At 68.0% G+C, this 25,803-nt stretch carries 20 protein-coding genes; 13 read left to right on the top strand and 7 right to left on the bottom strand.

Features of this window, described 5'->3' with window-relative positions:
- The 3 genes from SCNU_RS11590 (at position 1) to pntB (ending at position 4,730) form a co-directional block, all read left to right on the top strand.
- Positions 1-1,494 (top strand): FAD-binding protein, encoded by a 1,494-nt coding sequence (locus SCNU_RS11590; protein ID WP_009679562.1) that lies wholly within the window; start codon positions 1-3, stop codon positions 1,492-1,494.
- Positions 1,495-1,742: 248 nt separating this feature from the next.
- The gene (locus tag SCNU_RS11585) at positions 1,743-3,272 is read left to right on the top strand and encodes a Re/Si-specific NAD(P)(+) transhydrogenase subunit alpha (RefSeq protein WP_009679561.1); all 1,530 of its coding nucleotides are present in this window, start codon (positions 1,743-1,745) and stop codon (positions 3,270-3,272) included.
- Between the two features lie 6 nt (positions 3,273-3,278).
- Entirely contained in the window at positions 3,279-4,730 is a 1,452-nt protein-coding gene (gene pntB, locus SCNU_RS11580; RefSeq protein WP_009679560.1) for a Re/Si-specific NAD(P)(+) transhydrogenase subunit beta, read from the top strand.
- A gap of 125 nt (positions 4,731-4,855) precedes the next feature.
- Here pntB and SCNU_RS11575 read toward each other — a convergent pair whose 3' ends face one another.
- Positions 4,856-5,461: a TetR/AcrR family transcriptional regulator gene (locus SCNU_RS11575; protein ID WP_083812597.1), complete on the bottom strand. Its 606-nt coding sequence runs from the start codon at positions 5,459-5,461 to the stop codon at positions 4,856-4,858.
- Between the two features lie 111 nt (positions 5,462-5,572).
- On the opposite strand from SCNU_RS11575, the gene SCNU_RS11570 reads away from it, so the two are divergent.
- The gene (locus tag SCNU_RS11570) at positions 5,573-7,336 is read left to right on the top strand and encodes an HSP90 family protein (RefSeq protein WP_009679558.1); all 1,764 of its coding nucleotides are present in this window, start codon (positions 5,573-5,575) and stop codon (positions 7,334-7,336) included.
- Entirely contained in the window at positions 7,333-10,146 is a 2,814-nt protein-coding gene (locus tag SCNU_RS11565; protein WP_009679557.1) for a hypothetical protein, read from the top strand. Before SCNU_RS11570 ends, SCNU_RS11565 begins: the two co-directional genes overlap by 4 nt.
- 501 nt (positions 10,147-10,647) lie before the next feature.
- Here the strand turns inward: SCNU_RS11565 and SCNU_RS11560 are convergent.
- Positions 10,648-11,397: a metallophosphoesterase family protein gene (locus SCNU_RS11560; protein ID WP_009679556.1), complete on the bottom strand. Its 750-nt coding sequence runs from the start codon at positions 11,395-11,397 to the stop codon at positions 10,648-10,650.
- Positions 11,398-11,462: 65 nt separating this feature from the next.
- Positions 11,463-12,695, bottom strand: coding sequence for a helix-turn-helix domain-containing protein (locus SCNU_RS11555; RefSeq protein ID WP_009679555.1), 1,233 nt, complete (start codon positions 12,693-12,695; stop codon positions 11,463-11,465).
- A gap of 169 nt (positions 12,696-12,864) precedes the next feature.
- Between SCNU_RS11555 and SCNU_RS11550 the strand changes: the two genes are divergently transcribed.
- A complete protein-coding gene (locus tag SCNU_RS11550) occupies positions 12,865-14,703 on the top strand; it encodes a flavin-containing monooxygenase (protein ID WP_009679554.1) in 1,839 nt (612 codons plus the stop codon).
- Positions 14,704-14,785: 82 nt separating this feature from the next.
- Here the strand turns inward: SCNU_RS11550 and SCNU_RS11545 are convergent, their stop codons facing one another.
- Positions 14,786-15,391: a CHAP domain-containing protein gene (locus SCNU_RS11545; RefSeq protein ID WP_009679553.1), complete on the bottom strand. Its 606-nt coding sequence runs from the start codon at positions 15,389-15,391 to the stop codon at positions 14,786-14,788.
- A 58-nt stretch (positions 15,392-15,449) separates the two neighbouring features.
- On the opposite strand from SCNU_RS11545, the gene SCNU_RS11540 reads away from it, so the two are divergent.
- On the top strand, positions 15,450-15,872 hold the full coding sequence (locus SCNU_RS11540; RefSeq protein WP_009679552.1) for a nitroreductase family deazaflavin-dependent oxidoreductase: 423 nt from the start codon (positions 15,450-15,452) through the stop codon (positions 15,870-15,872).
- An 81-nt stretch (positions 15,873-15,953) separates the two neighbouring features.
- Here SCNU_RS11540 and ligD read toward each other — a convergent pair whose 3' ends face one another.
- Complete coding sequence (gene ligD, locus SCNU_RS11535; RefSeq protein ID WP_009679551.1) at positions 15,954-17,903, bottom strand: non-homologous end-joining DNA ligase; 1,950 nt, start codon at positions 17,901-17,903, stop codon at positions 15,954-15,956.
- Positions 17,904-17,943: 40 nt separating this feature from the next.
- Here ligD and ku point away from each other — a divergent pair, with 40 nt between their 5' ends.
- The 3 genes from ku to SCNU_RS11520 all read left to right on the top strand — a co-directional run bounded on the left by ku (position 17,944) and on the right by SCNU_RS11520 (position 20,940).
- Positions 17,944-18,816, top strand: a complete 873-nt coding sequence (ku, locus tag SCNU_RS11530) for a non-homologous end joining protein Ku (RefSeq protein WP_009679550.1) — start codon at positions 17,944-17,946, stop codon at positions 18,814-18,816.
- Positions 18,817-18,957: 141 nt separating this feature from the next.
- The gene (locus SCNU_RS11525; protein ID WP_009679549.1) at positions 18,958-20,424 is read left to right on the top strand and encodes a flavin-containing monooxygenase; all 1,467 of its coding nucleotides are present in this window, start codon (positions 18,958-18,960) and stop codon (positions 20,422-20,424) included.
- Between the two features lie 39 nt (positions 20,425-20,463).
- Positions 20,464-20,940: a DUF4334 domain-containing protein gene (locus tag SCNU_RS11520; RefSeq protein WP_009679548.1), complete on the top strand. Its 477-nt coding sequence runs from the start codon at positions 20,464-20,466 to the stop codon at positions 20,938-20,940.
- A 12-nt stretch (positions 20,941-20,952) separates the two neighbouring features.
- On the opposite strand, the gene SCNU_RS11515 is transcribed toward SCNU_RS11520, so the two are convergent.
- A complete protein-coding gene (locus SCNU_RS11515) occupies positions 20,953-22,104 on the bottom strand; it encodes a copper resistance D family protein (RefSeq protein ID WP_009679547.1) in 1,152 nt (383 codons plus the stop codon).
- 90 nt (positions 22,105-22,194) lie between these two features.
- Between SCNU_RS11515 and SCNU_RS11510 the strand changes: the two genes are divergently transcribed.
- Positions 22,195-23,478, top strand: a complete 1,284-nt coding sequence (locus SCNU_RS11510; protein WP_009679546.1) for an alpha-hydroxy-acid oxidizing protein — start codon at positions 22,195-22,197, stop codon at positions 23,476-23,478.
- A gap of 21 nt (positions 23,479-23,499) precedes the next feature.
- Here the strand turns inward: SCNU_RS11510 and SCNU_RS11505 are convergent, their stop codons facing one another.
- Complete coding sequence (locus SCNU_RS11505; protein WP_009679545.1) at positions 23,500-24,363, bottom strand: oxygenase MpaB family protein; 864 nt, start codon at positions 24,361-24,363, stop codon at positions 23,500-23,502.
- Positions 24,364-24,442: 79 nt separating this feature from the next.
- Between SCNU_RS11505 and SCNU_RS11500 the strand changes: the two genes are divergently transcribed.
- A complete protein-coding gene (locus tag SCNU_RS11500) occupies positions 24,443-25,105 on the top strand; it encodes a TetR/AcrR family transcriptional regulator (RefSeq protein WP_040518261.1) in 663 nt (220 codons plus the stop codon).
- Positions 25,106-25,109: 4 nt separating this feature from the next.
- Positions 25,110-25,709 carry a TetR/AcrR family transcriptional regulator gene (locus tag SCNU_RS11495; protein ID WP_009679543.1) on the top strand — a complete coding sequence of 200 codons (600 nt, stop codon included), beginning with the start codon at positions 25,110-25,112 and terminating at the stop codon, positions 25,707-25,709.
- Positions 25,710-25,803: the final 94 nt, after the last annotated feature.

Below are 25,803 nucleotides of genomic sequence, written 5' to 3'. Positions count from 1 at the left end.
ATGAGCGGACTCGACCTCCCCGAAATTGTCAATGCCTCCGACATCGCCGAGTACAGCGACACCGTCGACGTCCTGGTGATCGGCGCCGGAATCGGCGGCTGCTGCGCGGCGGTCGAAGCGGCGGCCGCGGGCGCCTCGGTGCTGGTGCTCGAGCGGTCGGCCGCAGCGGGCGGGACCACCTGCATGGCCGGCGGACACTTCTATCTCGGTGGCGGAACGGCAGTCCAGCAGGCGACCGGCCACGCCGACAGTGCCGAGGAGATGGCCAAGTACATCACCGCGGTGTCGCTGGAGCCCGAGCCGGAGAAGATCAAGGCCTACTGCGACGACAGCGTCGAGCACTTCGACTGGCTCGAGTCGCTGGGCTTTCAGTTCGAACGCTCCTACTACCCGGAGAAGGCGGTCATCCAGCCGCAGACGCAGGGCCTCATGTTCACCGGCAACGAGAAGGTGTGGCCGTTCAAGGAGCAGGCCGTTCCGGCGCCCCGCGGACACAAGGTCCCGGTGCCCGGCGACACCGGCGGCGCGGGCATGGTGATCGAACTCCTGGTGAAGCGGCTCGGCGAGCTGAACGTACCGATCCGGTACGAGGTCGGGGCCCGGCGACTCGTCGTGGATCGAGACGGCGATGTGGTCGGCGCGTCGTGGAAGGCGGGCAAGGAGGAGGGATTCATCCGCGCCTCATCGGTGGTGATCGCGGCGGGTGGCTTCGTCATGAACCCCGACATGGTCGCCGAGTACGTTCCGCAGCTCGCCGAGAAGCCGTTCACCCTCGGCAGCACCTACGACGACGGGCTCGGCATCCGGATGGGCGCCTCGGTGGGTGCCGGACTCAAGCACATGGATCAGGCGTTCATCACCGCGCCGGTGTATCCGCCGTCGGTTCTGCTGACCGGTTTGGTGGTGAACAAGGAGGCGAAGCGCTTCGTCGCGGAGGATTCTTATCACTCCCGCACGTCGGGATTCGTGATGGACCAGACCGATCGCGCCGCCTACCTCATCGTCGACGAGGCGCACATGGAGCGTCCCGAGTTCCCGCTTGCGCCGTTCATCGACGGCTGGGAGACGGTCGCGGAGATGGCCGACGGGCTCGGGCTCGACCGCGACACCCTGCAGGCGACGCTCGACCGGTACAACGAGTACGCGGCCAAGGGCGAGGACCCCGACTTCCACAAGAGCGCCGAGTTCCTCGCGGCCCAGGACAACGGGCCGTGGGCAGCGTTCGACATGAGCCTTGGCAAGGCGCTTTACGCCGGATTCACCGTCGGAGGCATGGCTACGTCGGTCGACGGTCAGGTGCTGTCCGAGGCGGGTTCGGTCATCGCTGGTCTGTACGCCGCGGGCGCCTGCGCGGCGAACCTCGCGCAGGACGGAAAGGGCTACGCCAGCGGCACCCAGCTGGGCGAGGGGTCCTACTTCGGACGCCGTGCAGGTCGTCACGCCGCGCGATCGGCGCGCGTCCGAAATGAAGCCATCGCAGGGAAAGTGACCTAGCTAACCGTCTCCTGGACCACTAGACAGGCCGTGCTAAGTTCATGCCACGTTTTCCATCAGCAGGGTCGGTCCGCGGACTTCCTGCGGCGTGTCGCGCGAGTTCGATGAAGCACTGGCCGGCGCAGGCTTAGACGCCCGTACATCCCGTTGGGCTGCCGCCTGTCGTCTTCAGCGTGGGGTCGAATCTTCGAGCGCCATGTTCTGTAAGACAAGGTGAAGCTGAATATGAGTGTGGGAGAGGCAGTGAAATGCTGATCGGTATCCCCCGGGAATCAAAGGCAGGCGAGACCCTCGTCGCCGCGACCGCCAAGACGGTGGCGCAGCTGCAGCAGCTCGGCTACGACGTGATCGTCGAAGCGGGCGCCGGTGCGCGCGCCGAGCAGCCGGACACGGCGTTCGCGGATGCGGGCACCCGCGTCGGCTCGGCCGACCAGGTGTGGGCGGCCGATGTGGTCGTCAAGGTCAACGCCCCGACGGACGATGAGATCGCGCGCATGCGCCGCGGCGCCGTGCTGATCTCGATGATGGCTCCGGGCCGCAATCCGGAACTGCTCGAGAAGCTGCAGAACGCGGGCGTCACGGCGCTCGCGATGGATGCGGTGCCGCGTATCTCGCGGGCGCAGTCGATGGACGTGCTGTCGTCGATGGCCAACGTCGCGGGTTACCGCGCGGTGGTCGAGGCGGCTCACGAGTTCGGCCGGATGTTCACCGGTCAGGTGACCGCTGCGGGCAAGATCCCGCCGGCCCGCGTCTTCGTGGTCGGTGCCGGTGTGGCCGGTCTGGCCGCGATCGGTGCCGCTTCGGCGATGGGTGCGGTCGTCCGCGCCTTCGACGTCCGGCCCGAGGTGGCCGAGCAGGTCGAGTCGATGGGCGCCGAGTTCGTCAAGGTCGACTTCGAGGCCGAGAAGTCCGCGGACGGCTACGCCAAGGAGATGACCGCCGAACAGGAGGCGGCGACCGCGTCGATGTACGACGAGGAGGCGCGCGCCGCCGACATCGTCATCACGACCGCGCTGATCCCGGGCCGCCCGGCGCCGAAGCTGCTGAGCCCCGAGACCGTCGCAGGAATGAAGAACGGCTCGGTGATCGTCGACATGGCGGCCGCCAACGGCGGTAACGCCGCAGGCACCGTCGCCGACGAGAAGACCGTTACCGAGAACGGCGTGACCATCCTCGGTTACACCGATCTGGCCGGTCGCCTGGCCGCGCAGACCTCGCAGCTGTACGGCACCAACATCGTCAACCTGTTGAAGCTGCTGACGCCGGAGAAGGACGGGGAGCTGACGCTCGACCTGGACGACATCGTCCAGCGCGGCATCACGGTGACCCGGGACGGCGTCGGCATGTGGCCCCCGCCGCCGGTGCAGGTGTCCGCGGCGCCGCAGGCCGCCGCCGCACCCGCTCCCGTCGAAGAGCCCAAGGAGCCGATGTCTCCGAGCAAGAAGGTCGCTCTGTCCCTGGTGGGCATCGTGATCTTCGGCCTGATCGTGGCGTTCTCGCCGCCGCCGATCCCGCAGCACTTCACCGTGCTGATGCTGGCGATCGTGATCGGTTACTACGTCATCGGCAAGGTGGCGCACGCGCTGCATACGCCGCTGATGTCGGTCACCAACGCCATCTCGGGCGTCGTGGTGGTCGGTGCGCTGCTGCAGATCGCCTCCGACAACGTGACCGTTCAGGTCCTGTCGGCGATCGCGATCCTGGTGGCCTCGATCAACATCTTCGGTGGCTTCGCGGTGACCCGTCGCATGCTCGCCATGTTCAGCAAGGGGGCATGACGTCTCATGAGTATCACTGCAATCACCGTCGCGGCGTATGTCATCGCATCGCTGCTGTTCATTCTCTCGCTGGCCGGGCTGTCGAAGCATGAGTCGGCCAAGAGCGGCCTGACCTACGGCATCGTCGGCATGGCGATCGCCCTGGTCGCCACCGTCGTCCTGGTGCTGAAGACCATCTTCGACCTGGATTCGCTGGACCTGAAGTGGGTCCCGATCGTCCTGATGTTCGCGGCGATCGTCATCGGTGCCGCGGTCGGTCTGTGGCGCGCCAAGATCGTCGAGATGACGGGCATGCCCGAGCTCATCGCGCTGCTGCACTCGTTCGTCGGCCTGGCGGCCGTGCTGATCGGCTGGAACGGTGCGATCGAGGGCTTCGACGCCGCGGGCGTCCTGCCGGAGAACATCCGGTCGCTGACCAACATCCACGAGGCCGAGATCGCGATCGGCATCTTCATCGGTGCGGTCACTCTGACCGGTTCGATCGTCGCCAACCTGAAGCTGTCGGCCAAGATCAAGTCTGCACCGCTGATGCTGCCGGGCAAGAACTTCATCAATGTCGGCTCGCTGGTGGTCTTCTTCGTCCTCACCGGCTTCTACGTCGCGATGGACACGCACGCCAACCAGACCGCGTCGTACATCATGCTCGCGGTCATCACGGCGCTCGCGCTGTTCCTCGGCTGGCACCTGGTCGCATCGATCGGCGGCGGCGACATGCCGGTCGTCATCTCGATGCTGAACTCGTACTCCGGTTGGGCCGCAGCCGCCTCGGGCTTCCTGCTCGGCAACGACCTCCTGATCGTCACCGGTGCGCTGGTCGGCTCCTCGGGTGCGTACCTGAGCTACATCATGTGCAAGGCGATGAACCGCTCGTTCATCTCGGTGATCGCCGGCGGCTTCGGCATCGAAGCGGGGCCGGCCGACGACACCGACTACGGCGAGCATCGGGAGATCCAGGCCGACGCGGCCGCCGAGCTCCTGGCCGGCGCGTCGTCGGTCGTCATCACCCCGGGCTACGGCATGGCCGTGGCGCAGGCTCAGTACCCGGTCGCCGATCTGACCTCGAAGCTGCGCGCCAAGGGCATCGACGTCCGCTTCGGCATCCACCCGGTCGCCGGTCGTCTGCCCGGCCACATGAACGTGCTGCTGGCCGAGGCCAAGGTGCCGTACGACATCGTGTTGGAGCTCGACGAGATCAACGACGACCTCGCCGAGACCGACGTGGTGCTGGTCATCGGTGCCAATGACACGGTCAACCCGGCTGCTGCCGAGGATCCGGGCTCGCCGATCGCCGGCATGCCGGTCCTCGAGGTGTGGAACGCCAAGGACGTCATCGTCTTCAAGCGTTCGATGGCCGCCGGTTACGCCGGTGTCCAGAATCCGCTGTTCTTCCGGGACAACACGCAGATGCTGTTCGGCGACGCGAAGGATCGCGTCGAGGACATCATCGCGGCACTGTAGCCGACGCGGCGAAGTTCGACGACAGACGGCAGAACCCCCGCCTCCGGACGGGGGTTCTGCCGTCTGTGCAGAACTCGATGAGTCGAAGGTCGTGCTCGTGCCCTCGGCAGCGCACACCCGGCTGATCAGCTGTCTGCGAGCGCGTCGGTGATCAGGCCTACCGCCGCCCTACCTGCGACGTGCAGCGGTTCGACCGACTTGGATGTCCTCGCCAGCAGCAGGGCGCCTTCCATCAGGCAGAAGCACTGGATCGCCACTTCGTGTGCCACCTCATCGGACATCCCGGCCTCTGCGTAGCGGGTCTGCAGCACATCGATCCACGAGGCGAACGCCGTCGCCGCGGCCTCGCGGAGCCGCTCGTGCGTGCTCGATGTCTCCAGCGCCACTGTCGCCACCGGGCACGCGTGCGTGTAGTCGGAGGTGGTCATGATCTCCGCCGTGTGCTCGAACGAGATGCGTGTGGCCTCGACCGCGTCCGAGCCCGGCGGATGGAAACGCTCGATGTCCTCGCGGTGCTTGTCGGCGCCGTACTTCAGCGCGGCGGCGCCGAGCTCTTCCTTGCCGCCCGGAAAGAAATGGTAGAGGGAGCCGTACGGCGCTTGGGCATCGGCGAGGACGGTCTTGATCCCCGTGCCGCCGTAGCCCTGCCGGCTGAACAAACCAGCCGCAGACTCGAGCAGCCGGGTGCGAGTCTCACGTCGGTCATCGGGTTCGGGTGCTGTAGAGGTCATGCGTCGAGGGTACGCTCTAGATCAATCTGTCGAGACGCCCTTCGTCCACAGGCTCCCACCGACCGGACTGCGGAACGACGATGTCCGCGTCGGCCCCTACCATCGACAGGCATGGAGCAAAGAGGGGTCTTCGATGTCGACCTGCGCGGTCTCATCGATGTGCTGGGGAACAATCTGTATACCAATCCGGGCGTCTTCGTCCGCGAGCTGCTTCAGAACGCCATCGATGCGCAGACCGTACGGGGAACGGCGGAGACGACCGTCGAGGTCACCGCTGACGGCACCGAGTTCACCATCTCCGACAGCGGTGTCGGGATGCATTCCGGTCAGATCGCCGAGCTTCTGGGCACCATCGGCCGGAGCTCGAAGCGCGACGAACTCGGCTTCTCCGAGCAGGCGACCATCGGCCAGTTCGGGGTCGGCCTGCTGAGCGGATTCCTGGCCGGGGACCGCATCGAGGTGTCGTCGAAGGCCGACGGCCATGACCCGGTGCACTGGATCGGCGACGCCGGAGGGACCGTGGAGACCGGGCCGGGCGACCGGCGGGAGATCGGCACCACCGTCCGGATCGTCGCACGCCCGGGTTTCGAGCGATGGCTCGACGCGGAGCGGGTCGCCGCGCTCGCCGCACGTTACACCGCGGTCCATCCGACGCCGGTCGCGGTGAACGGCCGCCGGGTGAATCCACCGGCCGAGCTGTTCGCGGACGACACGGGGCGGCGGGTCGCCGCGCAGGTCGCATACTGCCAGGACGAGCTGGGCTTCACCCCGCTCGACACCTTCCAGGTGGAGGTCCCCGAGGCGGGGCTGCGCGGTGTCGCGTTCGTCCGGCCCAGCGGCGGCGACCTCGTCGCCCGCGCCGAACACCGCGTGTATGTGAAGAGTCTGCTGGTGGGGGACCTGGCCGAGCTGCTGCCCGAGTGGGCCTATTTCGTGCGGATCGTCGTCGACTCCACGGAGCTGACGCCGACGGCGTCGCGGGAGAGCGTGGTCCGCGACGACCTCTTCCAGAGCGTGGTCGAGTCGCTCGGCGACCAGGTGCTCACCTGGCTCGCGGGACTGGAACAGCGGCCCGCCACCCGCGCCAAGTTCCTCAATGTCCACGAGCAGGGAATCAAGGCGCTGGCTGCGCACCGGCCCGAACTCCTCGGCTTCGTCGACCGGCACTGCGTCTTCGAGACCAACTACGGTCCGATGCCGCTGGCGACCTTCCGCGCCCGATTCGGCGACCTGCGTTACACGGGCAGCGTCGACGACTTCCGGGTGCTCGGCGACATTCTCGGCGGACGCGGATACGGGCTGGTCAACGCGGGCTATGCGTTCGAGACCGGCGTGATTCGGGCGCTGATGGCCGCCGACCCCGGCATCGCAGGCGAGTACGTCACGCAGGAGGTGCTGTTGACCGCGCTCGGCGACGTGCCCGACAGCGAACGCACCAGGTTCGCCGCGGCCCTCGCGTTGGCGACTACGGCGCTGGCGCCGTACGGCTGCGACGTCGACCTCACGGCGATCGAGCCGGGGGAGCTGTCCGGTCTGTTGTTGACCGACGACTCCGCCAAGCTCGCCGGGGACCGCCGGGAGATGCTGTCGGAGGTGGCAGGGGACGCCGACGCGTGGCTGGCCGCTGTCGCGGCGGTCGACGCCCAGGACCAGCAGGTGCCCAGTCGGCCGGTGCTGGTGCTCAACGTGACGAACACGCTCGTCGGGAGACTTCCGTCGATCACCGATCCGACGATCGCCGGAGCGCTAGTCCGGACTGTCTACAGCCAGGCGCTGGTGCGCGCACATCGATCGCTGTCCGCCGATGCCGCGCGCGATGTGGACGCGGCGATCATGCTGCTGGCGGATCTCGCGACTCGGACAGGCGACCGATGACCGAGCAGCCCATCCACGATCCGCGACTGGAGACGTTCGTCAACGATCTGTGGCACGCGCGATACGGCGATCCCCGGTTCGGGCACGAGGACTTCGGGCCGTTTCCGGCGTTGATCGCGCGCGCCGACGAACTCGGCGACGACTACTGGCGATTCGTCGTCCGGTTGGAAGCGGCATACGCGGGCCTGTGGTCGGGCACCGGGTCCGATGTGCTGACGCTGCTCGCGTGGATGCTCCGCGCCCACGACCGCCAGGCCGCGAGCCTCGACCTCGAGCCGACGCAGATGGAGCAGTTCAGCACCACGCTCGTCGACTTCTTGGAATCGGTCGCCGACCTGCCGGAACTCTCGCTCGACCAGGCGCAGCATCTGCTCGACGACTGGGTTCGCCGGGTGCGCGGCTCGCGCTACGAGTCGGAGGCGCTGGTCACCGTCGTCCGAGCGAAGATCGCCCTGCACCGAGGCGACGTCGATGAGGCTCGTCGGCTGCTCGACGGCTGCCGGGACTTCGCGCCGCCGTCGGGCACCTGCGAGGAAGGCGCTCGGGCGATGTTCGCGGCGCTGTACAGCCGGTGTGGCGACCATGCGCGGGCGCTGGAACTGTCGGAGCCTGACCTGGTCGACGACGGCGACCGCTGCGGCTTCTTCCCCGCTGAGACGTATGTCGCCCTGATCGGCGCGTACGCCGATGCGGGGCGCCGCGAGGACGTGGTGCGCGGTGCCGAGTTCATCGACCGGATCTACGGCGAGTTCCCCGGCGCGACGAGTCATGCCGCAGCCATCCGAGCACTGCTGCGAGTCGGTGAACTCCGACGTGCGCGGGAACTCGCCGTCGAACGACTGCCGCACCTCGACCGCTGCTTCACTCCGCTCGACCGGGCTCGGCTCGCGGCCGCGCTGTCCGCGGTGTTCGCGTCGGTCGCCGCGGTCGACTCCGATGCCGTGGTCGCCCAGCGCGTCGACCGCAACCGTCCCGCCCAGGCCCGGCCGGCGGCCGATCTCGCCGTCGAGCTCGCCGATGTCGCGCGGGACATCGCCAGGCAGTTCGACGTCCGGAACGCGAGCGACGCGGTGTCCGGCGAGATCGAGGAGACTCTCGGACTGCGCGCGGCGGGGACGCCGGACGAGGGCGTGAAACCGGTGTCGGAGCGGTCCGCAGAAGAACTCATGACGGGCATGTCGGTGTTCTCGATCGTCTCGAGTCGCCGTGCCCAGGCCTGCGCGGAGGCGCTCGCGGAGCGGATCGGCGACCTGTCCGGGCGAACCCTCGCGCGGGCCCGGATCATGCTCGCGTCCGATCTGCGTCGCACCGATCGTCCCGCAGCGGTGACGGCGCTCCGGGAGGCCGCTGCGGCCGCTCGTCCGGACTTCCCGGCGTTGGCCGCGCAGGCCGAGTTGATGGCGGACGCCGAAGCCGCGGCGCAGGGACTGCTCGATCCGCAGCTGCTGCTGCAGGCGCCCGACCCGGATCCGTCGTGGTCGGCGCTCTCACAGGCCCACTACTGGCGTTTCGTGGCCGTCGCGAGCGAACCGCTCGACGCCGAACGTGCGGGCCAGGCGGTCGTCGCCGGGCTCGACACTCTCCGGCGCGGTCTGTCCGGGGAGATCCCACTGGTCGAGGACCAGGTCGCGGACCGGCCGGGTGCCGTGGAGGCCGACGCTCAGTCGATCGCGGCGGCACTGCACATCATGGCGGCGTCCATGCGCGCGTCGGCGGGGTTCTCGCCCGACGCCGACATCGACGACGCGCTCGTCGCCGCTCGCCGGATGGTCGAGGTGGCCTCGACGTCCGACCAACGGCTCGAGGCGCACGCCCAGTTGGCGGGTGTCCTCGGATTCGCGGCTCAACTGCAGTCGATGACGGACGAGCACGCGGCCCTGCGTCTGATGGATGCGGCAGTCGACAACTCGCGATACGCCCAGCGCGCGCCGCTGCTTGCGCAGCGTGCGGAGCTGCGGATCACCGCATCCGACGACCTCGACGGTGCGGTGACCGATCAGGAGCAGGCCATCGCCGTCTGGATGGTGGAGGGGCTCGATCATCAGGCCGACGCCGCGCTCCTCGACCTCGCGCGAATCCAGCTCACCAGAGGTGACGATGCGCGGTCGATCATCGAGACGGTCCGCCCGGTGATCGACCGGATGTCCGAGCGCGACGACGATGAATCCGTCGCCGCCGGGCTGGTCGTGCTCGGTCGCGCGCAAGTGGCGGCCAGGATGCCCGACGACGCCGTCGTCTCGTTCTCCCGCGTGCTCGACGGCGCTGCGGACGACGAGTACCCCGGCTATCTCGCGCAGCTTCATCAGGCTCGTGCGGGCGAGCTGATGGATCTCGGCAGGCATCCCGAGGCGATGGCCGACTTCGACAGCGCCGCGGAACTCTTCGCCGAGATCGGTGCGCAGTACGACCTCGGCGAGGTGTACCGATCCGCCGCGCTCGCGGCGCATTTCGGCGGCGACGACGGCACCGCCCAGGGCTTTCTCGACCGCGCCGATCGCGTCTACGACGAACTGAGCGTCGAGGGCCCCGTCGACTTCGAACGGACTCGCCTCGAACTCGCGCGCGCCGACATCCTCCGCACCTCCGCACCGGAGGAGGCGGTCACGCTGCTGAGGTCGGTGGTGGAACGGTCGCGGGCCGCCGACTGGCTCCCGCTCGCGGTGAACGGTCTGAACCTGCAGGCCCTGATCGCGTTGGAGACCGGGGACGACGCGGGTCGTGCCCGAGCGTGGGAGCTGATCGGGGAGGGGCTTCGGCTCGATCCGGAGCATCCCGGGCTGAATCAGCTGGCGTTCGAGCTGAACGACTGATCGCTGTCCGCCTGACGAGTGCGCGAGTCTCTAGGGAAGGCCAGTGTTTCCGCTGATCACTGCTCCGTAACGTAAAGCTGTGAGTTCCTCCCAGGTTGGTCGAGCGTGTCGAGACCTGCGTGCGGGGTCTATAAGGAAGGTCCTGTATTTCCGCAGGTCACCGCTTCAGGATTGTCGAGTAGCCCCGGCGCGCAAGCGCCGCGGCGTATCGAGGCTCGTGTGCTGACGACGAGGGTCCCGACAACGCTCGCTTACTTCGTTCGCGGGCTGCTCGACGGACCTGGGCGGTACTGATCGGCAGCTCTGGCATCGGCAGTGTTCGGCGTGACCACCAGATGGTCACGCCGAACACTGCTGATTTGAACTGATCGGAAGGCCGTGTTTCTCCGCAGGTCACCGCCTCAGGCCTGTCGAGTGGCCTAGGCGCGCAGCCCGTCACGCAATGCGGAGAGTGCAACCTGGGGGCGAGGCCGGGGCGGACGTTCGCGCGGCCGCGCCGTCCTACGCCGGGACGCCGCGGAAGTGGGTGGTGAGGCGGTGATCGTCGTCGATGAGATGGAACGCGACGCCGGGCTGCTGTGCCGCGTTCACGATATCGGTGCCCTCGAACGGGAGATTCAGGGTCGAGGCGACGCCGGGTGCGATCACGTGCGGCCTTCCGGCGAAGGTGGTGGTCGCGGGCGTATGGGCGTGGCCTGCGACGCAGCCGACGATGTTCGGATGCTCGGCCACGAACTCGGCGAGCAGATCGGGGTCGAGCTGCCTTCGGTCGTCGATGAACGGGATGCCCACCGGTACGGCGGGGTGGTGGAACGAGACCAGCACGTCGGTGTCGGGACCGGACTCCGCGATCTGTGCGCGCGCCCAGTCGAGGGTGGCGCGGGCGATGTAGCCGTCCGACCGACCGGGAATCGACGAGTCGAGCGCGAGGATCAGCAGTCCCGACAGGTGAAGCGCGGAGTTCACCGGCTCACTGCACTCGTCGCCGCGGACGACCGCGCTGTACGCGGCCCGCTCATCGTGGTTGCCGAGGGTCATCAGCATCGGGATGTCCGTGGACAGGGCGTCGAGCGCCTCTCGGTACTCCTCGGGCAGGCCTTCGTCGGCGACGTCACCGGTCACGAGCAGCGCATCGATGTTCCGCGGGCCGCCGCAACGTCCGTTGAGGTAGTCCATCACGGCCGCGACGCGCCTGCGGTGGTCGGGCCCACCGTCGAAGTGGAGATCGCTGATCTGCGCGATGACGAACATGCGTCTCCTTTGGGACATCGGCCGTTTCCTGATCCAGGCTAGACGACCGCTGCACCGCCGTCAGATCACGCTGCGGCGGGCGGCACCCCGACGCTGACGCCGTCTGCGAAGCGATACGGCGAGGCGGCCATCAGCCCGCCGAGGCGGCGACGCAGCCGTGACATCTCCGCGCGCACCGTGACCGTCCGGTCGGCGGAGCCGAACAGGTGCGCCGACAACTCGGCGGCCGTCAGTCCGGCGGGGTTGGCGGCGAGCAGGCCGAGGATCTGGAAATGCCGCGGTGACGGGCGCAGCACCCACGAACCGCTCGCTGAGTCGACCTGCACGACGGCGGTCCCGTCGGCCGCTTCGACGAGGTCGACATGTGTGGTCACGGCGGTCTCGTCCGGTCGGGTGACGCGCAGCAGCCATCCTCCCGGCAGCGGTTCGACATCGCAGGGACCGAGATCGCCGATGTACGACCGCCCCGCGCTGAAGTCGCGCGGCAACGACACGCGGGTGCGCGGGGAGACTCGATCGACGGCGGCCACCCACCCGTGCGGGTCGACGGCCACCGCCGGGGAACCGCTGCGGGCCAGAATCGGCGCGGCGACGCTGCGCAACAGGTCGAGCCGGATGCGGTGGGCGTCACGGAGCTGGGCCTCGGTCAGTCGCGCCACCGAGTCGACGAGGGCCAGGGTCGCGGGATGGATCGACGGCGCCGGCCCGCTGACGTCGACCACGCCGAGGACGTCTCCGGTCCGCGGGTCGCGGATGGGTGCACCGGTGCAGGTCCACGCGTGATGGGTCCGGACGAAGTGCTCGGCGGAGAAGACCTGCACCGCCTGACGCGACGCCAGGGCGGTGCCGATCGCGTTGGTGCCGACGTTGCGCTCGGCCCACGATGCGCCTTCGGTGAACCCGAGGTGGTCGGCGCGGCGCAGGACGTGCGAGCCTCCGGCCCGCCAGAGCACATGCCCGGAGGCGTCGGCGACGATGAGGACGTTGTCGCTGCCCGACACGAGGACATCGAGGTTCCCGGTGATCGATTCCAGGACGTCGGCCAGGCCGGACTCGGTCCGTCGCTGTTCCACGTCCGATGCGCCGAGCGGTTCGTCCACCGAGCCGTGCTCCGGGTCGACACCTGCCGTGGCGGCCCGCTCCCACGATTCGCCGATCACCGACCTCGGTCGCGCGGGCAGCCGGTCGCCCGACCGCGCCGCGTCGTAGACCGCGTGCAGCACCGCGGCGAACTCGCGGGGGTCGTCGCCGGGGACGATCGCGGGTTCCAGGGGCGATCGGGCCGGGGGCAGAGACATGCTGCAGGCTCCTCGAATGTGTCGGGCATCACACGATGCACTCCAGCCTGACGCTGCGCGCCCGGCGGGTCAAGCGCCTTGCAACCCCCTGCAACGCTTGTCCGCATCGGCAGCCCGGAGTGTGCTGTGTATCACAGAACAAGAAGGCTGCAGTGAAAGGAACACCGCCATGACGCAGACCATCGACCGCCCGGCAGACACCGGACGGAGCACACCCTCCGACCGCGTCGACGCCTGGCTCGCGAGCTTCGACGAGGCACTCGCCTCCGGGGACCCGGCACAGGTCGCGGCGCTGTTCGTCGAAGAGTCCTACTGGCGCGATCTCGTGGCGTTCACGTGGAATCTGAAGACCGTCGAGGGGCGCGAGGAGATCATCGCCATGCTCACCGACCGGCAGTCGGACACGGCCGCGGGCGGGTTCGCGCGCAGCGAGGAGGCGAGTGAGACCGGCGGGGTCGTGGAGGCGTTCATCGAGTTCGAGACCCGGGTGGGCCGGGGCGACGGGCACCTGAGGATCCGTGAGGACGACGACGGCGTCGACCGCGCCTGGACGCTGCTGACCACGCTGCAGGAGCTGAAAGGCCACGAGGAGCGCGGCGGCTTCAATCGGCCGATGGGTGCGGTGCACGGCAGCGATCCCGACCGCCGGTCGTGGGCGGAGAAGATGGAGGACGAGGAGGCCGAGCTCGGTCGGGCGGTGCAGCCGTACGTGCTCGTCATCGGCGGCGGCCAGGGCGGCATCGCCCTCGGCGCGCGACTGCGGCAGCTCGGGGTGCCGTCGATCGTCGTCGACAAGCACGACCGCCCCGGCGACCAGTGGCGCGGCCGCTACAAGACCCTGTGCCTGCACGATCCCGTCTGGTACGACCACCTTCCGTACCTGCCGTTCCCGTCGAACTGGCCGGTGTTCGCGCCCAAGGACAAGATCGGCGACTGGCTGGAGTTCTACACCAAGGTGATGGAGGTGCCGTACTGGACCAGGACCGAGTGCACGTCGGCGAACTACGACGAGGCGTCCGGCCGCTGGACGGTCGAACTGGTCCGCGACGGCGAGCAGATGACCCTGCATCCGACGCAGCTGGTGCTGGCCACCGGCATGTCGGGCAAGGCGAACGTCCCGAGTTTCACAGGCCAGGACGTGTTCGCCGGCGAGCAGCACCATTCGTCTCAGCACCCCGGGCCGGACGGCTATGTCGGTAAGAAGGTCGTCGTCATCGGCGCGAACAACTCCGCGCACGACATCTGCAAGGCGCTGGTCGAGAACGGCGTCGACACCACCATGGTGCAGCGGTCGTCGACGCACGTCGTGAAGTCGGCGTCGCTGATGAAGATCGCCCTCGGCGGTCTGTACAGCGAGGAGGCCGTCGCGTCCGGCATGACGACCAAGAAGGCCGACATGACGTTCGCGTCGCTGCCGTACAAGATCATGCACCAGTTCCAGATCCCGGTGTACGACCAGATCCGCAAGCAGGACAAGGAGTATTACGACCGCCTCGAGAAGGCCGGCTTCCTGTTGGACTTCGGCGACGACGACTCGGGTCTGTTCATGAAGTACCTGCGGCGCGGGTCGGGCTACTACATCGACGTCGGCGCCTGCGAGCTCGTCGCCGACGGCACCATCAAGCTTGCCCACGGCGGCGTCGACCACCTCACCGAGAACTCGGTGGTGCTCGACGACGGCACCGAGCTCCCGGCCGACGTCGTCGTCTACGCCACCGGCTACGGCTCGATGAACGGCTGGGCGGCCGACCTGATGGGGCAGGAGGTGGCCGACCGGGTCGGCAAGGTGTGGGGGCTCGGCTCCGACACCGCCAAGGATCCGGGGCCGTGGGAGGGCGAGCAGCGGAACATGTGGAAGCCGACCCAGCAGCCGGGTCTGTGGTTCCACGGCGGCAACCTGCACCAGTCACGCCATTACTCGCTGTACCTGGCACTGCAGCTCAAGGCCCGGTTCGAGGGGCTGGACACGCCCGTCTACGGACTCCAGGACGTGCACCATCTGAGCTGAACGATCTGGCCTGAACGATCTGGCCGAACGCAGTCTCCTCCGAGCGCAGTGACCACTATTCGGTCACTGCGCTCGGAGTCGTTCAGTCGGTCAGCACGCCGTAACCGACGAGGCCGACGTAGCCGCCGATCTCGAACCGATTGACCCGCACGTGGCCGCCCCACTCGTTGCCGCCGATGGTCGTGACCTGACCGTCGGAGTAGTCGAGCACCATGTTGGTGTGCTGCCGGAAGAAGCTCTTGGTGGAGTACAGCATCACGTCGCCGAGTTTCGGCCGGTAGCCGGAGTCGGCCGACCGGAACCGGTGCCGGCTCTGGAAGTACTCGGTCAGCGTGTAGACGCCCGGGATCCGCCAGTGTCCGGAGAACGGATTCGACAGCGGCGCCCCGGACTCCTTCAGCACCCAGCTGACGAAGTCGGCGCACCATTCCTCATCGACGCCCTCGGAGTACTTGGTGCCGTCGGGCTGCGCGTCGAACTCGGCGCGGGTCACGTCGACGATCCGGCGTTGCGTCGGGGTGAGCGACGCGGTGTCGAGGTCGGGGTACGCGCGGTCGCGGTTGTTCCACCAGGTGGTGACGAAGCCGACCGCCCCGAGATGAACCGCGACGGCGGACGCGCCGCCGAGCATCACGACCACGACGGCGAGCGCGATGACGAAGATGCGCGCGCGAGACATCCGGACCATCCGGCCAGAGTAGGCGAACGGTGGCCGACCGTGGAGCGGCCGACTTACCATCGAGGCCATGAGCGAATCCCCCGAACTGAGCCCCACCGACTGGGTCCGCAACCAGACCGAGAAGATTCTGGCGGCGGGCACCACCGAAGCGATCGACCTGATGGGCATGAAGGTCGTGCTGTTCACGACCACCGGCGCGAAGTCCGGCAAGGAACGGTATGTCCCGCTCATGCGCGTCGAGGAGGACGGCAAATACGCGATGGTCGCCTCGAAGGGCGGCGCCCCGACGCATCCGCTGTGGTACTTCAACGTCAAGGCCAACCCGCAGGTGACAGTGCAGGACGGCGACGTCGTCAAGACCATGACGGCCCGCGAGATCTCCGGCGACGAGCGTGCGCACTGGTGGGAGCTGGCGGTCGCCGCCTACCCGCCCTATGCGGAGTACCAGGAGAAGACCACCCGCCAGATCCCGGTCTTCGTCCTGGAGTGATGTCGCCCCGTCACCACGGTTCGGCCTTGAGAATCGGACATTCCGTGGGGTCGGGCCGTTATACGCGTCAGTAGTGCGAGATCACAGGTCTCCCGGCAGCTTGTCGCGGCGGATCCCCCGCCAGCTCGGATGCCGGAGGTGACCGGTCGACGTCCAGTCCATGAACTGGACGTCGGCCACCAGTTTCGGGAGCACCCAGGTGGCGCTGCCCGCGACCGGACGGTCGATGTCGCCGATGAACGGACACCTGCTGATCTGCAGCGGCCGCAATTCCTCGAGCAGGGCGTCGAGCTCGGCGTCGGTGAAGCCGGTGCCGACGCGGCCGAGATAGCGCAGGCCGCGCTCGGCGGGGAGGCCGACCAGCAGCGACCCGATCCTCGAGTCGGACCCGCGCCCGGGTCGGTAGCCGCCGATCACCACTTCGATGTCGTTCCAATTCTTCTGCTTGCGCCAGTCGGCGCTGCGTCGACCGCTGCCGTACGACGCGGCGCGTCGTTTCGCGACCACTCCCTCCCAGCCGCGGTCGCGTGCGGCGCGCACGGCGGCGTCCGCGGGCCCGGGCAGCAGAGCCGGGATCTCGATCAGCGGCTCGTCGTCGAAGTGGGTCAGCGACTCGAGGACCTCGCGGCGCACCTCCCACGGCTGCTCCCAGAGTCGGACGCCGTCGAGATAGAGGACGTCGAACAGGTACATGCGGAGCCGATGCGGCTCGCGAGTGCGCCTGCGGGAGGCGAGCAGTGAGAAATCGGTGAGCCCGGCGTCGTTGAGGGCGACGATCTCGCCGTCGAGCACGGCGTCGACGGGTTCGCCGTCCGCGGTCAGGCATTCGCCGAACACCTCGAGCTCGGGGAAGTCGCCGGTGAGGTCGTTGCCGGTGCGTGAGACCAGCCGGACCCGGCCGTCGATCACGCGGACCAACGCGCGGAATCCGTCCCACTTGCCCTCGTAGGCCCATTCGTCGGCCAGCCCGTCGATCGGGTCGTCGGTGGCGAGCATCGGGCGGAGTGCGACCAGGTCGGGCAGTGCTTCGGGGTCCTCGCGTGGCGGTCGGGGCGCAGGCTGTCGTGCGGGCGCCGGCGTGGCCTCGGGGCGGGACCGCCCGGAGCGCTTCTTCCGGTACTCGCCGAGGTCGATCACCGAATCGTCGTGGCCGGCGGGCACCGCGGTCGACAACCCGGCGAGCAGATCGCCGTCGGACTCGAAGCGGTCGAGCACCTCCGACAGCAGCAGATGCTGCAGCCCGGGTTCGGCTAGCTCGGCCCAGGAGCGCGGGGCCGCGACCCAGGGCTGCGGTCTGCCGCGCAGGGAGTACGGCGCCAGGGTCGTCTTCGCCGCGGTGTTCTGACTCCAGTCGATGAACACGCGGCGGTCGCGCTCGGACTTCGCCATCGTCGCCGTCACCGACTTCGGGTACGACTGCGCCAGCGTGGTCGCGATCTGCTTGGCGACGGTGCGCGCCGACTCCGATCGCACCGGCGCTCCGAGTCGGGCGTAGACGTGAATCCCCTTGCTGCCGCTGGTGACCGGGAAAGACGGCAGCCCTGCGTCGTCCAGCATGTCGCGGATGTCGAGCGCCACCTTCGCGCAGTCGTCGAGGGTGACCTCCGGCCCGGGATCCAGGTCGAGGACGATGCGGTCGGTGAGGCGGTCGTGCTCGTTCGAGAGGTCGATCCGCCACTGCGGCACATGCAGTTCGAGCGCGGCGACCTGTGCGAGCCACACCAGATCGGCTGCGGAACGGACCACCGGGTACACCGTTCGTCGCTCGGAGTGCTCGATGGTGAACCGTGCGATCCACTCGGGTGTGCCTGCGGGCAGCGTCTTCTCGAAGAACGGTGCCGACTCGACTCCGCCGGGCCAGCGTTTGCGGGTCACCGGCCGGGACGCCATATGCGGCAGCATCGCGTCGGCGATCCGGATGTAGTAGTCGACGACGTCGAACTTGCGCGTCCCGGTCTCCGGGTACAGCACTTTGTCGAGGTTGGTGAGCGGAATCCGCCGCCCGTCCACGTCCAGGTGCGATCGTGCCATGGAAGTGAATTGTCCTCGCTGGGCTGGCAGAATGGCCCACATGCGCTCGATCTGGAGAGGCGATCTGAGCTTTGGCCTGGTGAACGTGCCGGTCAAGGTCTACTCCGCGACGGAGAGTCACGACCGCAGTTCGCATCAGGTCGACTCGGCCGACGGCGCGCGGATCCGGTACCGCCGCGTTCGGGAGGGCACGGACACCGAAGTCGAGTTCTCGAAGATCGCCAACGCCTACGAGTCCGAGAGCGGCGAGCGGGTGGTCCTCACCAAGGACGACCTGGCGATGCTCCCGGTCAATAAGAGCCCGGAGATCTCCATCCTCGAGTTCGTGCCGATCGACCAGGTGGATCCGATCTACTTCGACAAGCCCTACTACCTGGAACCGGCGTCTAAGTCGGCCAAGGCGTACGTGCTGCTCGCGAAGGCGCTGGAGACCACCGAACGGCTCGCGATCGCGAATTTCACCCTGCGCAGTCGTACGCGACTGGCCGCGCTGCGCGTGATCGACGGAGTGATGACCCTGCAGACGCTGCTCTGGCCGGACGAGGTGCGCGTCCCCGATTTCGACTTCCTGAGCAGTGACGTCGAGATCCGCGACCAGGAACTCGACATGGCGGCCTCGCTCATCGAGACGATGGCCTCCGACTTCGATCCCAGTCAGTTCGAGGACACCTACCAGGTAGAGCTCGGCAAGCTCATCGAGGCGAGAGCCGATGGCTCGCAGGCATTCTCGGAGTCCGAGGAGGAACCCGCCGACGACGATTCGGAGGTCGCCGATCTGCTGGCGGCGCTGCGGGCGTCGGTCAAGGGTCGGGGCCGCGACGTCGACGACGATACGGAGGAGAAGCCCGCGGCCAAGAAGACGGCGAAGAAGAAGGCCGCGAAGAAGGCCGCGCCGCGGCGTGCCGCGGGCTGAGAATCTTCGGGTCATGAAGCGGCGTCAGAGCCCGCTCCATGACCCAAAGATCTGGCGGGTCGGCGCGCGGCGGCGGATTCCGATCTGTCTGTACAGTGATCCACATCATATCGATCGGTGGCGTCAGGAGGATCGGCGAGCATGACGGATGCGCAGCAGCGGGGGACCAGGGAAGAACCGCTCGACGTACTGATCGTCGGAGCGGGGCTGTCGGGCATCGACGCGGCGTACCGGCTGCGCGAGCGAAACCCCGGGCTGGACTACCGGATCCTGGAGCGTCGCAGCAGAATCGGCGGCACCTGGGACCTGTTCCGCTATCCCGGTGTGCGATCCGACTCGGACATCTTCACGCTGAGTTTCCCGTGGAACCCCTGGCGCGGTGAGCGGACGATCGCCGAAGGCGACGAGATCCGGGAGTACCTCGAGAAGACGGCCCGCGACTTCGGCATCTACGACCACATCACGTTCGACGTCGACGTGGCGGGCGCCGACTTCGACACGACGACGGATCTGTGGACGGTTGACGCGCTGGTCGAAGGGGTGCCCACCACCGTCGTCACCCGATTCCTCTACATGTGCACCGGCTACTACCGATACGAAGCGCCCTACCGCCCCGATTTCCCGGGCGAGAAGGACTTCACCGGGACCTTCGTACATCCGCAGTTCTGGCCGGAGGACTTGGACTACGCGGGCAAGAACGTCGTGGTGATCGGTTCCGGAGCCACCGCGGTCACCCTGATCCCGTCGATGGCGCCCACGGCGGGGAGCGTGACGATGCTCCAGCGGTCGCCCACGTACATGCTCCCGTATCCGTGGGAGGACGGGATGACCAAACTGCTGCAGCGCGTGCTGCCCGCTCAGTGGTCGCACAACGTCATCCGCTGGCGCAACGCCCTCGTCACCATGGGGGTCTATCTCTACTGCCGGACGTTCCCGAAGCTGTCTCGTCGCAGCATGCGGCGGATCGCGAAAGCGATGCTGCCCAAGGGCTTCGACGTCGACACGCACTTCAATCCCAAGTACGAGCCGTGGGATCAGCGGCTGTGCGTCATCCCCGACGGGGACTTCTACCGTGCGGTGAAGGCGGGCACCGCGGACGTGGTGACCGACACCGTCGAGCGGATCACGCCGACCGGCATCGACCTGACCTCGGGCCGGCATCTCGAGGCGGACATCATCGTGACCGCCACCGGACTGGACCTGGTGACCTTCGGCGGCGCGGCGCTGTCCGTCGACGGTGAGCACTTCGAGGCCGGCGAGAAGTACGCCTACCGCGGCTACATGCTCAACGATGTCCCGAACATGGCGTGGTCGGTGGGGTACACCAACGCGTCGTGGACGCTGCGGGTCGACCTGACCAGCCAGGCGGTGGGTGAGCTGATCCGCTACATGCGAGCGGGCGGATACACCCGGGCCGTCCCGTCGCTGCACGGTGCGACTCCCAAGACTCACCCGCTCCTCGAACTCGACTCCGGATATGTGAAGCGGGCGGGTTCACGACTGCCGAAGGCGGGTGACCGCGCACCCTGGCAGGTGCGGCACAATCTCATCCTCGACGCGATCGACGCCCGCAAATACGACGTCACCGAGGAGATGACATTCGCGTAGGGGCTATCCGGCCAGGCCTTTGAGACGTACTGTGACAATATGTCTCAACTTCTGCGCGACGACGCCGTCGCCGACTTCTTCCGCCGTGCCGAGTCACAGGAGGTCAGCGCACCTGCGGATCTGGACGCGATCTGGGCCGCGCTGCCGATCGTCCGCGTGGAGGAACTCCTCGGTTCCTGGCGTGGAGGTGAGCTCCCGTCCGGTCACGCCATGGACGGACAGCTGGCGGTCGTGAAATGGCACGGTAAGACCTTCGAGTCGTGGTACGACGTGAAGCCGATGGTCTGCGTCGACGACGACGGCAGGCTTTACTCCAACAAGGAGATCGGCAAGGGTGAGGCCAGCGCCTGGATGGTCGAGTTCCGGGGCGAGTCGACGGCGTCGATGGTGTACGACGGGCAGCCGGTGATCGACCACTTCAAGCGGGTCGACGACCGGACACTCATGGGGATCATGAACGGAAAGACCTCGCTGGTGCGCGACCGGCACTTCTACTTCTTCCTCGTCCGGGAGTAGCCGGGCGGGCGTCTACGCCGCAGCCCCCGCCGGATGACCGTCGCGGCGCTCGATGCTGCGCACTGTCGTGGTGAAGGTGAGGACGGCGAGAATCAGCAGGGTCAGGCCGAGGCCGAAGGTGCCCCAGTCGAACGGGCCCGCCGCGGCGCCGCCCGCCTGCTTGCGCGCCGAGCCGGACAGGAATGGCACGATCACCAGAATCGCGACGGCGGCAAGCGCCTCGCCGACGACGATGCGCGGGAACTTCGCCAGTGCGAGCTGGGTGTACCGGCGATCGTCGCCCGCGAGGCGGGCCCGGCGCAGGCCTGGAATGAGGACCAGGGCGTTGTAGGCTCCGGCCGCCACCATGTAGGCCACCAGCAGCAGCTTCACCAGTAGGAAGCGTCCGTAGGGTGTCGTCACGAACTGGCCGAACGAGCCGAGATGCACCCAGGCCAGCCACAGTCCGGACAGTGTGACCCCGATGACCGTGCCCATCGCCCAGACGCTGAACTTCGACCACATGTGGTCCCACGCCCCGGCGGCGTCGACGTCGTGGTCGTCGGTCGCCGGCCCGCGCAGCGCGAGCAGGCTGGCGCTGGCGAGGACCAGGATCCCGCCGACCCAGATCATGCCGGCCAGGATGTGCACGAGCTTGAGTTCGCGGTTGGCGATGGTGTCCAGATCCAGCGAGGCCAGTGTGAGGCTCGGGCACGCGGCGGCGAAGATCGCCACCCAGAATCCGGCGATCGGCAGGCCGCGGCCCGACGTCGAGCCGGTCCGGAAGAGGATCACCGCCAGCGCCAGGAACGACAGCAGTTGGACGGTGCCCATGACTCCGGCCGATGCCCACATGTCCTCGCCGCGGGGGATGCGGAGGAACTCGAGCAGGTGCGTCGGCCACACCGCCTGCGCCCAGGTGTAGCCGATATCGGCCTTGACGATGCGGTTGACGTACTGGAAGTACCCGGCGACCAGGACCAGCACGCCGATCGGCAGCGCGAACGACCGCAGACGATGGTCGATACGACTCCCGCGGGCATTCTTCGGCAGCAGATACGACAGCGCGAGCGTCAGTCCGGTCGCCAGTGCGAGCGCGAGGAAGTACGCGAAGACGGTCAGAATCTGCCGGAGCGGAGGCGTGGTGCCGCCGGCAGACGCTGCGACGATGGTGAGGCCAGTCATAGTTAGGTTAGGTTAAGGCAACTATCAGGGTTTGCGTGAATCGGCCCTCCGGCACTGGGAGATGTCCGACCTGTGGGACACAATGGGCGCATGGTTTCGATCGGCTTCGGCAGGGCTCGGCAGAACGACATCTACACGGCAGGGGTTCATGGGCGGAAGCCCACCGTCCCAGCTGATTTCGCGGAGCTCGAGCGCCGCGCGAAGGCGGTGATGAGCCGCCGCGGGTGGGCGTACATCGCGGGCGGAGCCGGCGAGGGGCGCACGATGGAGGCCAACCGTGCCGCGCTGGACCGGTGGGCGATCGTCCCGCGAATGCTCCGCGACACCTCCCAGCGGAATCTGGAGATCGAACTCTTCGGGCAGAAGCTCGACGCGCCGATCCTGTTCTCGCCGGTCGGCGCGGGCGCCCTGGCGCATCCGAACGCTGACGTGCACATCGGCGAGGCCGCAGCCCAGCTCGGTGTTCCGTACATCTTCTCCAATCAGGGCTGTGCGCCGATGGAGGACGTCGCGGCGGCGATGGAGACGGTCAAGCCGGGCGCGCCGCGCTGGTTCCAGCTGTACTGGTCCACCGACGATCGGCTGGTGACGAGCCTCATCGACCGCGCGGAGCGGATGGGTGCCGCGGCGCTCGTCGTCACACTCGACACCACGATGTTGGGCTGGCGCCCGCAGGACCTCAACCTGGGGTCCCTGCCGTTCGCGCGTGCCGAGGGCATTTCGCAGTACACGTCCGATCCGTCGTTCTGGGAGATCGTTGCCGAACGGATCAAGTCCGCGACTGCCGAGAAGCCGGACATCTCGCTGGGCGCCGTCAAGACGTTGATCTCGATCGCCCGGAACGTGCCCGGCGACTTCCGCGCCAACCTGACCGCGCCTGAACCGCGCGCCGCGGTGCAGACCTTCCTCGACATCTACTCGCGACCGTCGCTGAACTGGGACGACATCGCCACCCTGCGCGACCGGACGTCCCTGCCGATCGTGCTCAAGGGCATCCTCCACCCCGACGACGCCCGCCAGGCCGTCGATCAGGGCGTCGACGGCCTCATCGTGTCGAATCACGGCGGTCGTCAGGTGGACGGGTCCATCTCGTCGGCGGATGCGCTGGTCGACGTGGTGGACGCCGTCGACGGGCAGGCGAAGATCCTGGTGGACTCCGGTTTCTACACCGGTTCGGACGTGTTCAAGGGTCTCGCGCTGGGCGCCGACGCGGTCTGCATCGGCCGGCCGCACATGTACGGACTCGCCCTCGACGGCACCGACGGCGCGCGCGACGCGGTCGCGAACATCATCGGCGAGCTCGACCTGACCCTGGGGCTGTCAGGCCATCGCGACGTCGCCGATCTGGATCGGACGGCGCTCAAGCGACTCTGACGTCGGCACCGGACCGGTCACTCAGACCAGCGGGCGGCCGGTCCGCATCCGCCACCGGACGTCGGCGAGCAGGAGATTGAACGGGAACACTCGCAACTGGCGTGGCAGGACGCGGAGGACGCGGCGCGCGATCGCGTTGTGGGTGTTGAACAGGAACTCCTGACGCCGCGTCATGGTGACGCCCATCTTGTCGCGGAACTCCGGCGGCAGGAAGCCGAGCGTCATCGCCTCCGACCACCAGCCCATGGTCAGCGAGACCGGCCGCGGGAGGAAGTCCATGCGCACGATCTTCATCAGGTAGTCGCGGATGGTGTCGTCGATCTCGAGGTCGTCGACGGTCTCGTTCCAATAGACCTCGAAGTCGGCGCGCGTGGCGGGCCACATCTCCGGCGGCATCTGCAGCGTGGTGCCCATGACCGCGCCCTGCCGGTACGCCTCCTCGGTGATCGCCGACGGATCGCCGAAGAACCGCTGCGTGTCCTCCCATCCGCGGTACAGACAGGCGGCGACCCACAGCTGCAGTTTCGGGTCGAAGGCGTTGTACTTCACCGGGCTGTCGTCGCCGGACCGCACCTGCACATGTGCGCGGTTCACGGCCTGGCGGTACCTGCGGCGATCCTCCGCGCTGCCCATGGCGGCGACCGCCAGATAGCTGAGCGTGGTCCGCGTCCGTTTGGCGGGGACCTTGAAGAGGTTGCCCGACTCGACCTTGCTCTCGTAGACGCCGTATCCGACGGCGGGGACGGCGAGCTGCATGATGACGTTCGCGGGGCCGCCCAGAAGTGCCAGTCCGAGCATTCCGAGGTCGTCGACCGTCTGACCGTCCAGCTCGTCCCGTCGCGAATGTCGTTCTGCGACTGAAGGATCAAGTGCTTCTGCGGTCATGTCGGACTCCCCGTCTCCGGTTAACTGATAACAAGTGTTTCCTCTTTGATTCAACGCCCGGAGCGGGCGAGGTGTCAAGATGTCAGTTGTGACTGACTCCGCGGACTCGACTGGCGAACTGCGCGATTACGGCGGCGAATCGGGCGGCGCGCGCATCGCCCGGCGGCGGACCGCGCTGATCGACGCGGCCCTCGACATGCTCGCCGAGCCGGAACCCGGAGCGGTCACCGTCCGCGGCATCTGCGCTCGCGCGTCGTTGACGCCGCGCTACTTCTACGAGAGCTTCGAGAATGCGGACGTCCTGGTCGGCGCGACGTTCGACATGATCATCGGGGAGATCGCCGAGCGCGCCCTGGCCGGTTTCAACGCGGGGTCGAGCGCGCGCGGGAAGGTGGTCGGCGCCGTCGAGGCGATCGTCGACGTGATCCAGGGCGACCCGCGGAAGGGGAGGGTGATCTTCTCCGACACGCTGAGGAGTCCGGTGCTCGCCGTCAAGCGGACCGAGATGCTGCAGGTCTTCACCGATCTCACGTTCCAGAGCGCACCGGAGGTGGCGAACGTCAGCGGTGGTCAGCAGACGCTGGCGGCCGCGCACTTCCAGGTCGGGGGACTCGGCAGGCTGCTCGCGTCGTGGACGGAGGGGCTGATCGATCTGGACCGGACCGCGCTCGTCGACATCTGCGTGCAGATGCTTCTTCCCGAGAGTCGGGCCGCGGATTCGCCGGCCGCCCGGCTAAGTTGAGTGCATGACGAACTGGCGCGACTACGGTGAACCCGATCTCCCGGCGCCGTTGGCCGCGGCTCTCGACGCCTTCGTCGAGCACGGTTACCACGGCACGTCGGTCCGCGACATCGCGGCGCGCGCCGGGCTCTCGGTTCCCGGTCTGTACCACCACTATCCGTCCAAGCAGTCGCTGCTCCAGGGGCTCCTCGAGCTGACGATGTCCGATCTTCTCCGGCGCTCGGAGGAGGCCCTTGCGGCCGCCGGGGACGATCCCGTCGACCGGTTCGACGCGGTGGTCGAATCGCTGCTGCGATTCCATATGTACCGGCGCGAGCAGGCATTCGTCGGGTCCACCGAGATCCGCAGCCTCGACGCCGACTATCACCCCGTCTACATCGGGCATCGCATCCGGCAGCAGCGGATGGTCGATGATGTCGTGGACGCCGGGGTGGCCGGGGGTTCGTTCACCACGGACGCGCCGAAGGGAGCCGCACGTGCCGTCGCGACGATGTGCGTCGGGGTCTCGACCTGGTACCGCGTGGACGGCCCGATGAGCGCCGACGATCTGATCGCGCAGAACCTTCGATTCGCTCGGTCGATCGTCGGCTTCGTGCCACGCTGACCGCGGACGTCGTCGCGGGCGCGAGTGCTTGACGGTCAGGTCGGAGTCGTGGCACCCTAACCCTGACCGAGCGCTCGTTCGGTTCGAACCCGGA

Source organism: Gordonia neofelifaecis NRRL B-59395 (assembly GCF_000192435.1).
Taxonomy (GTDB): Bacteria; Actinomycetota; Actinomycetes; order Mycobacteriales; family Mycobacteriaceae; genus Gordonia; species Gordonia neofelifaecis.
Note: the sequence above shows the minus strand (reverse complement) of the source record. Positions and strands in the feature narration are given on the sequence as shown.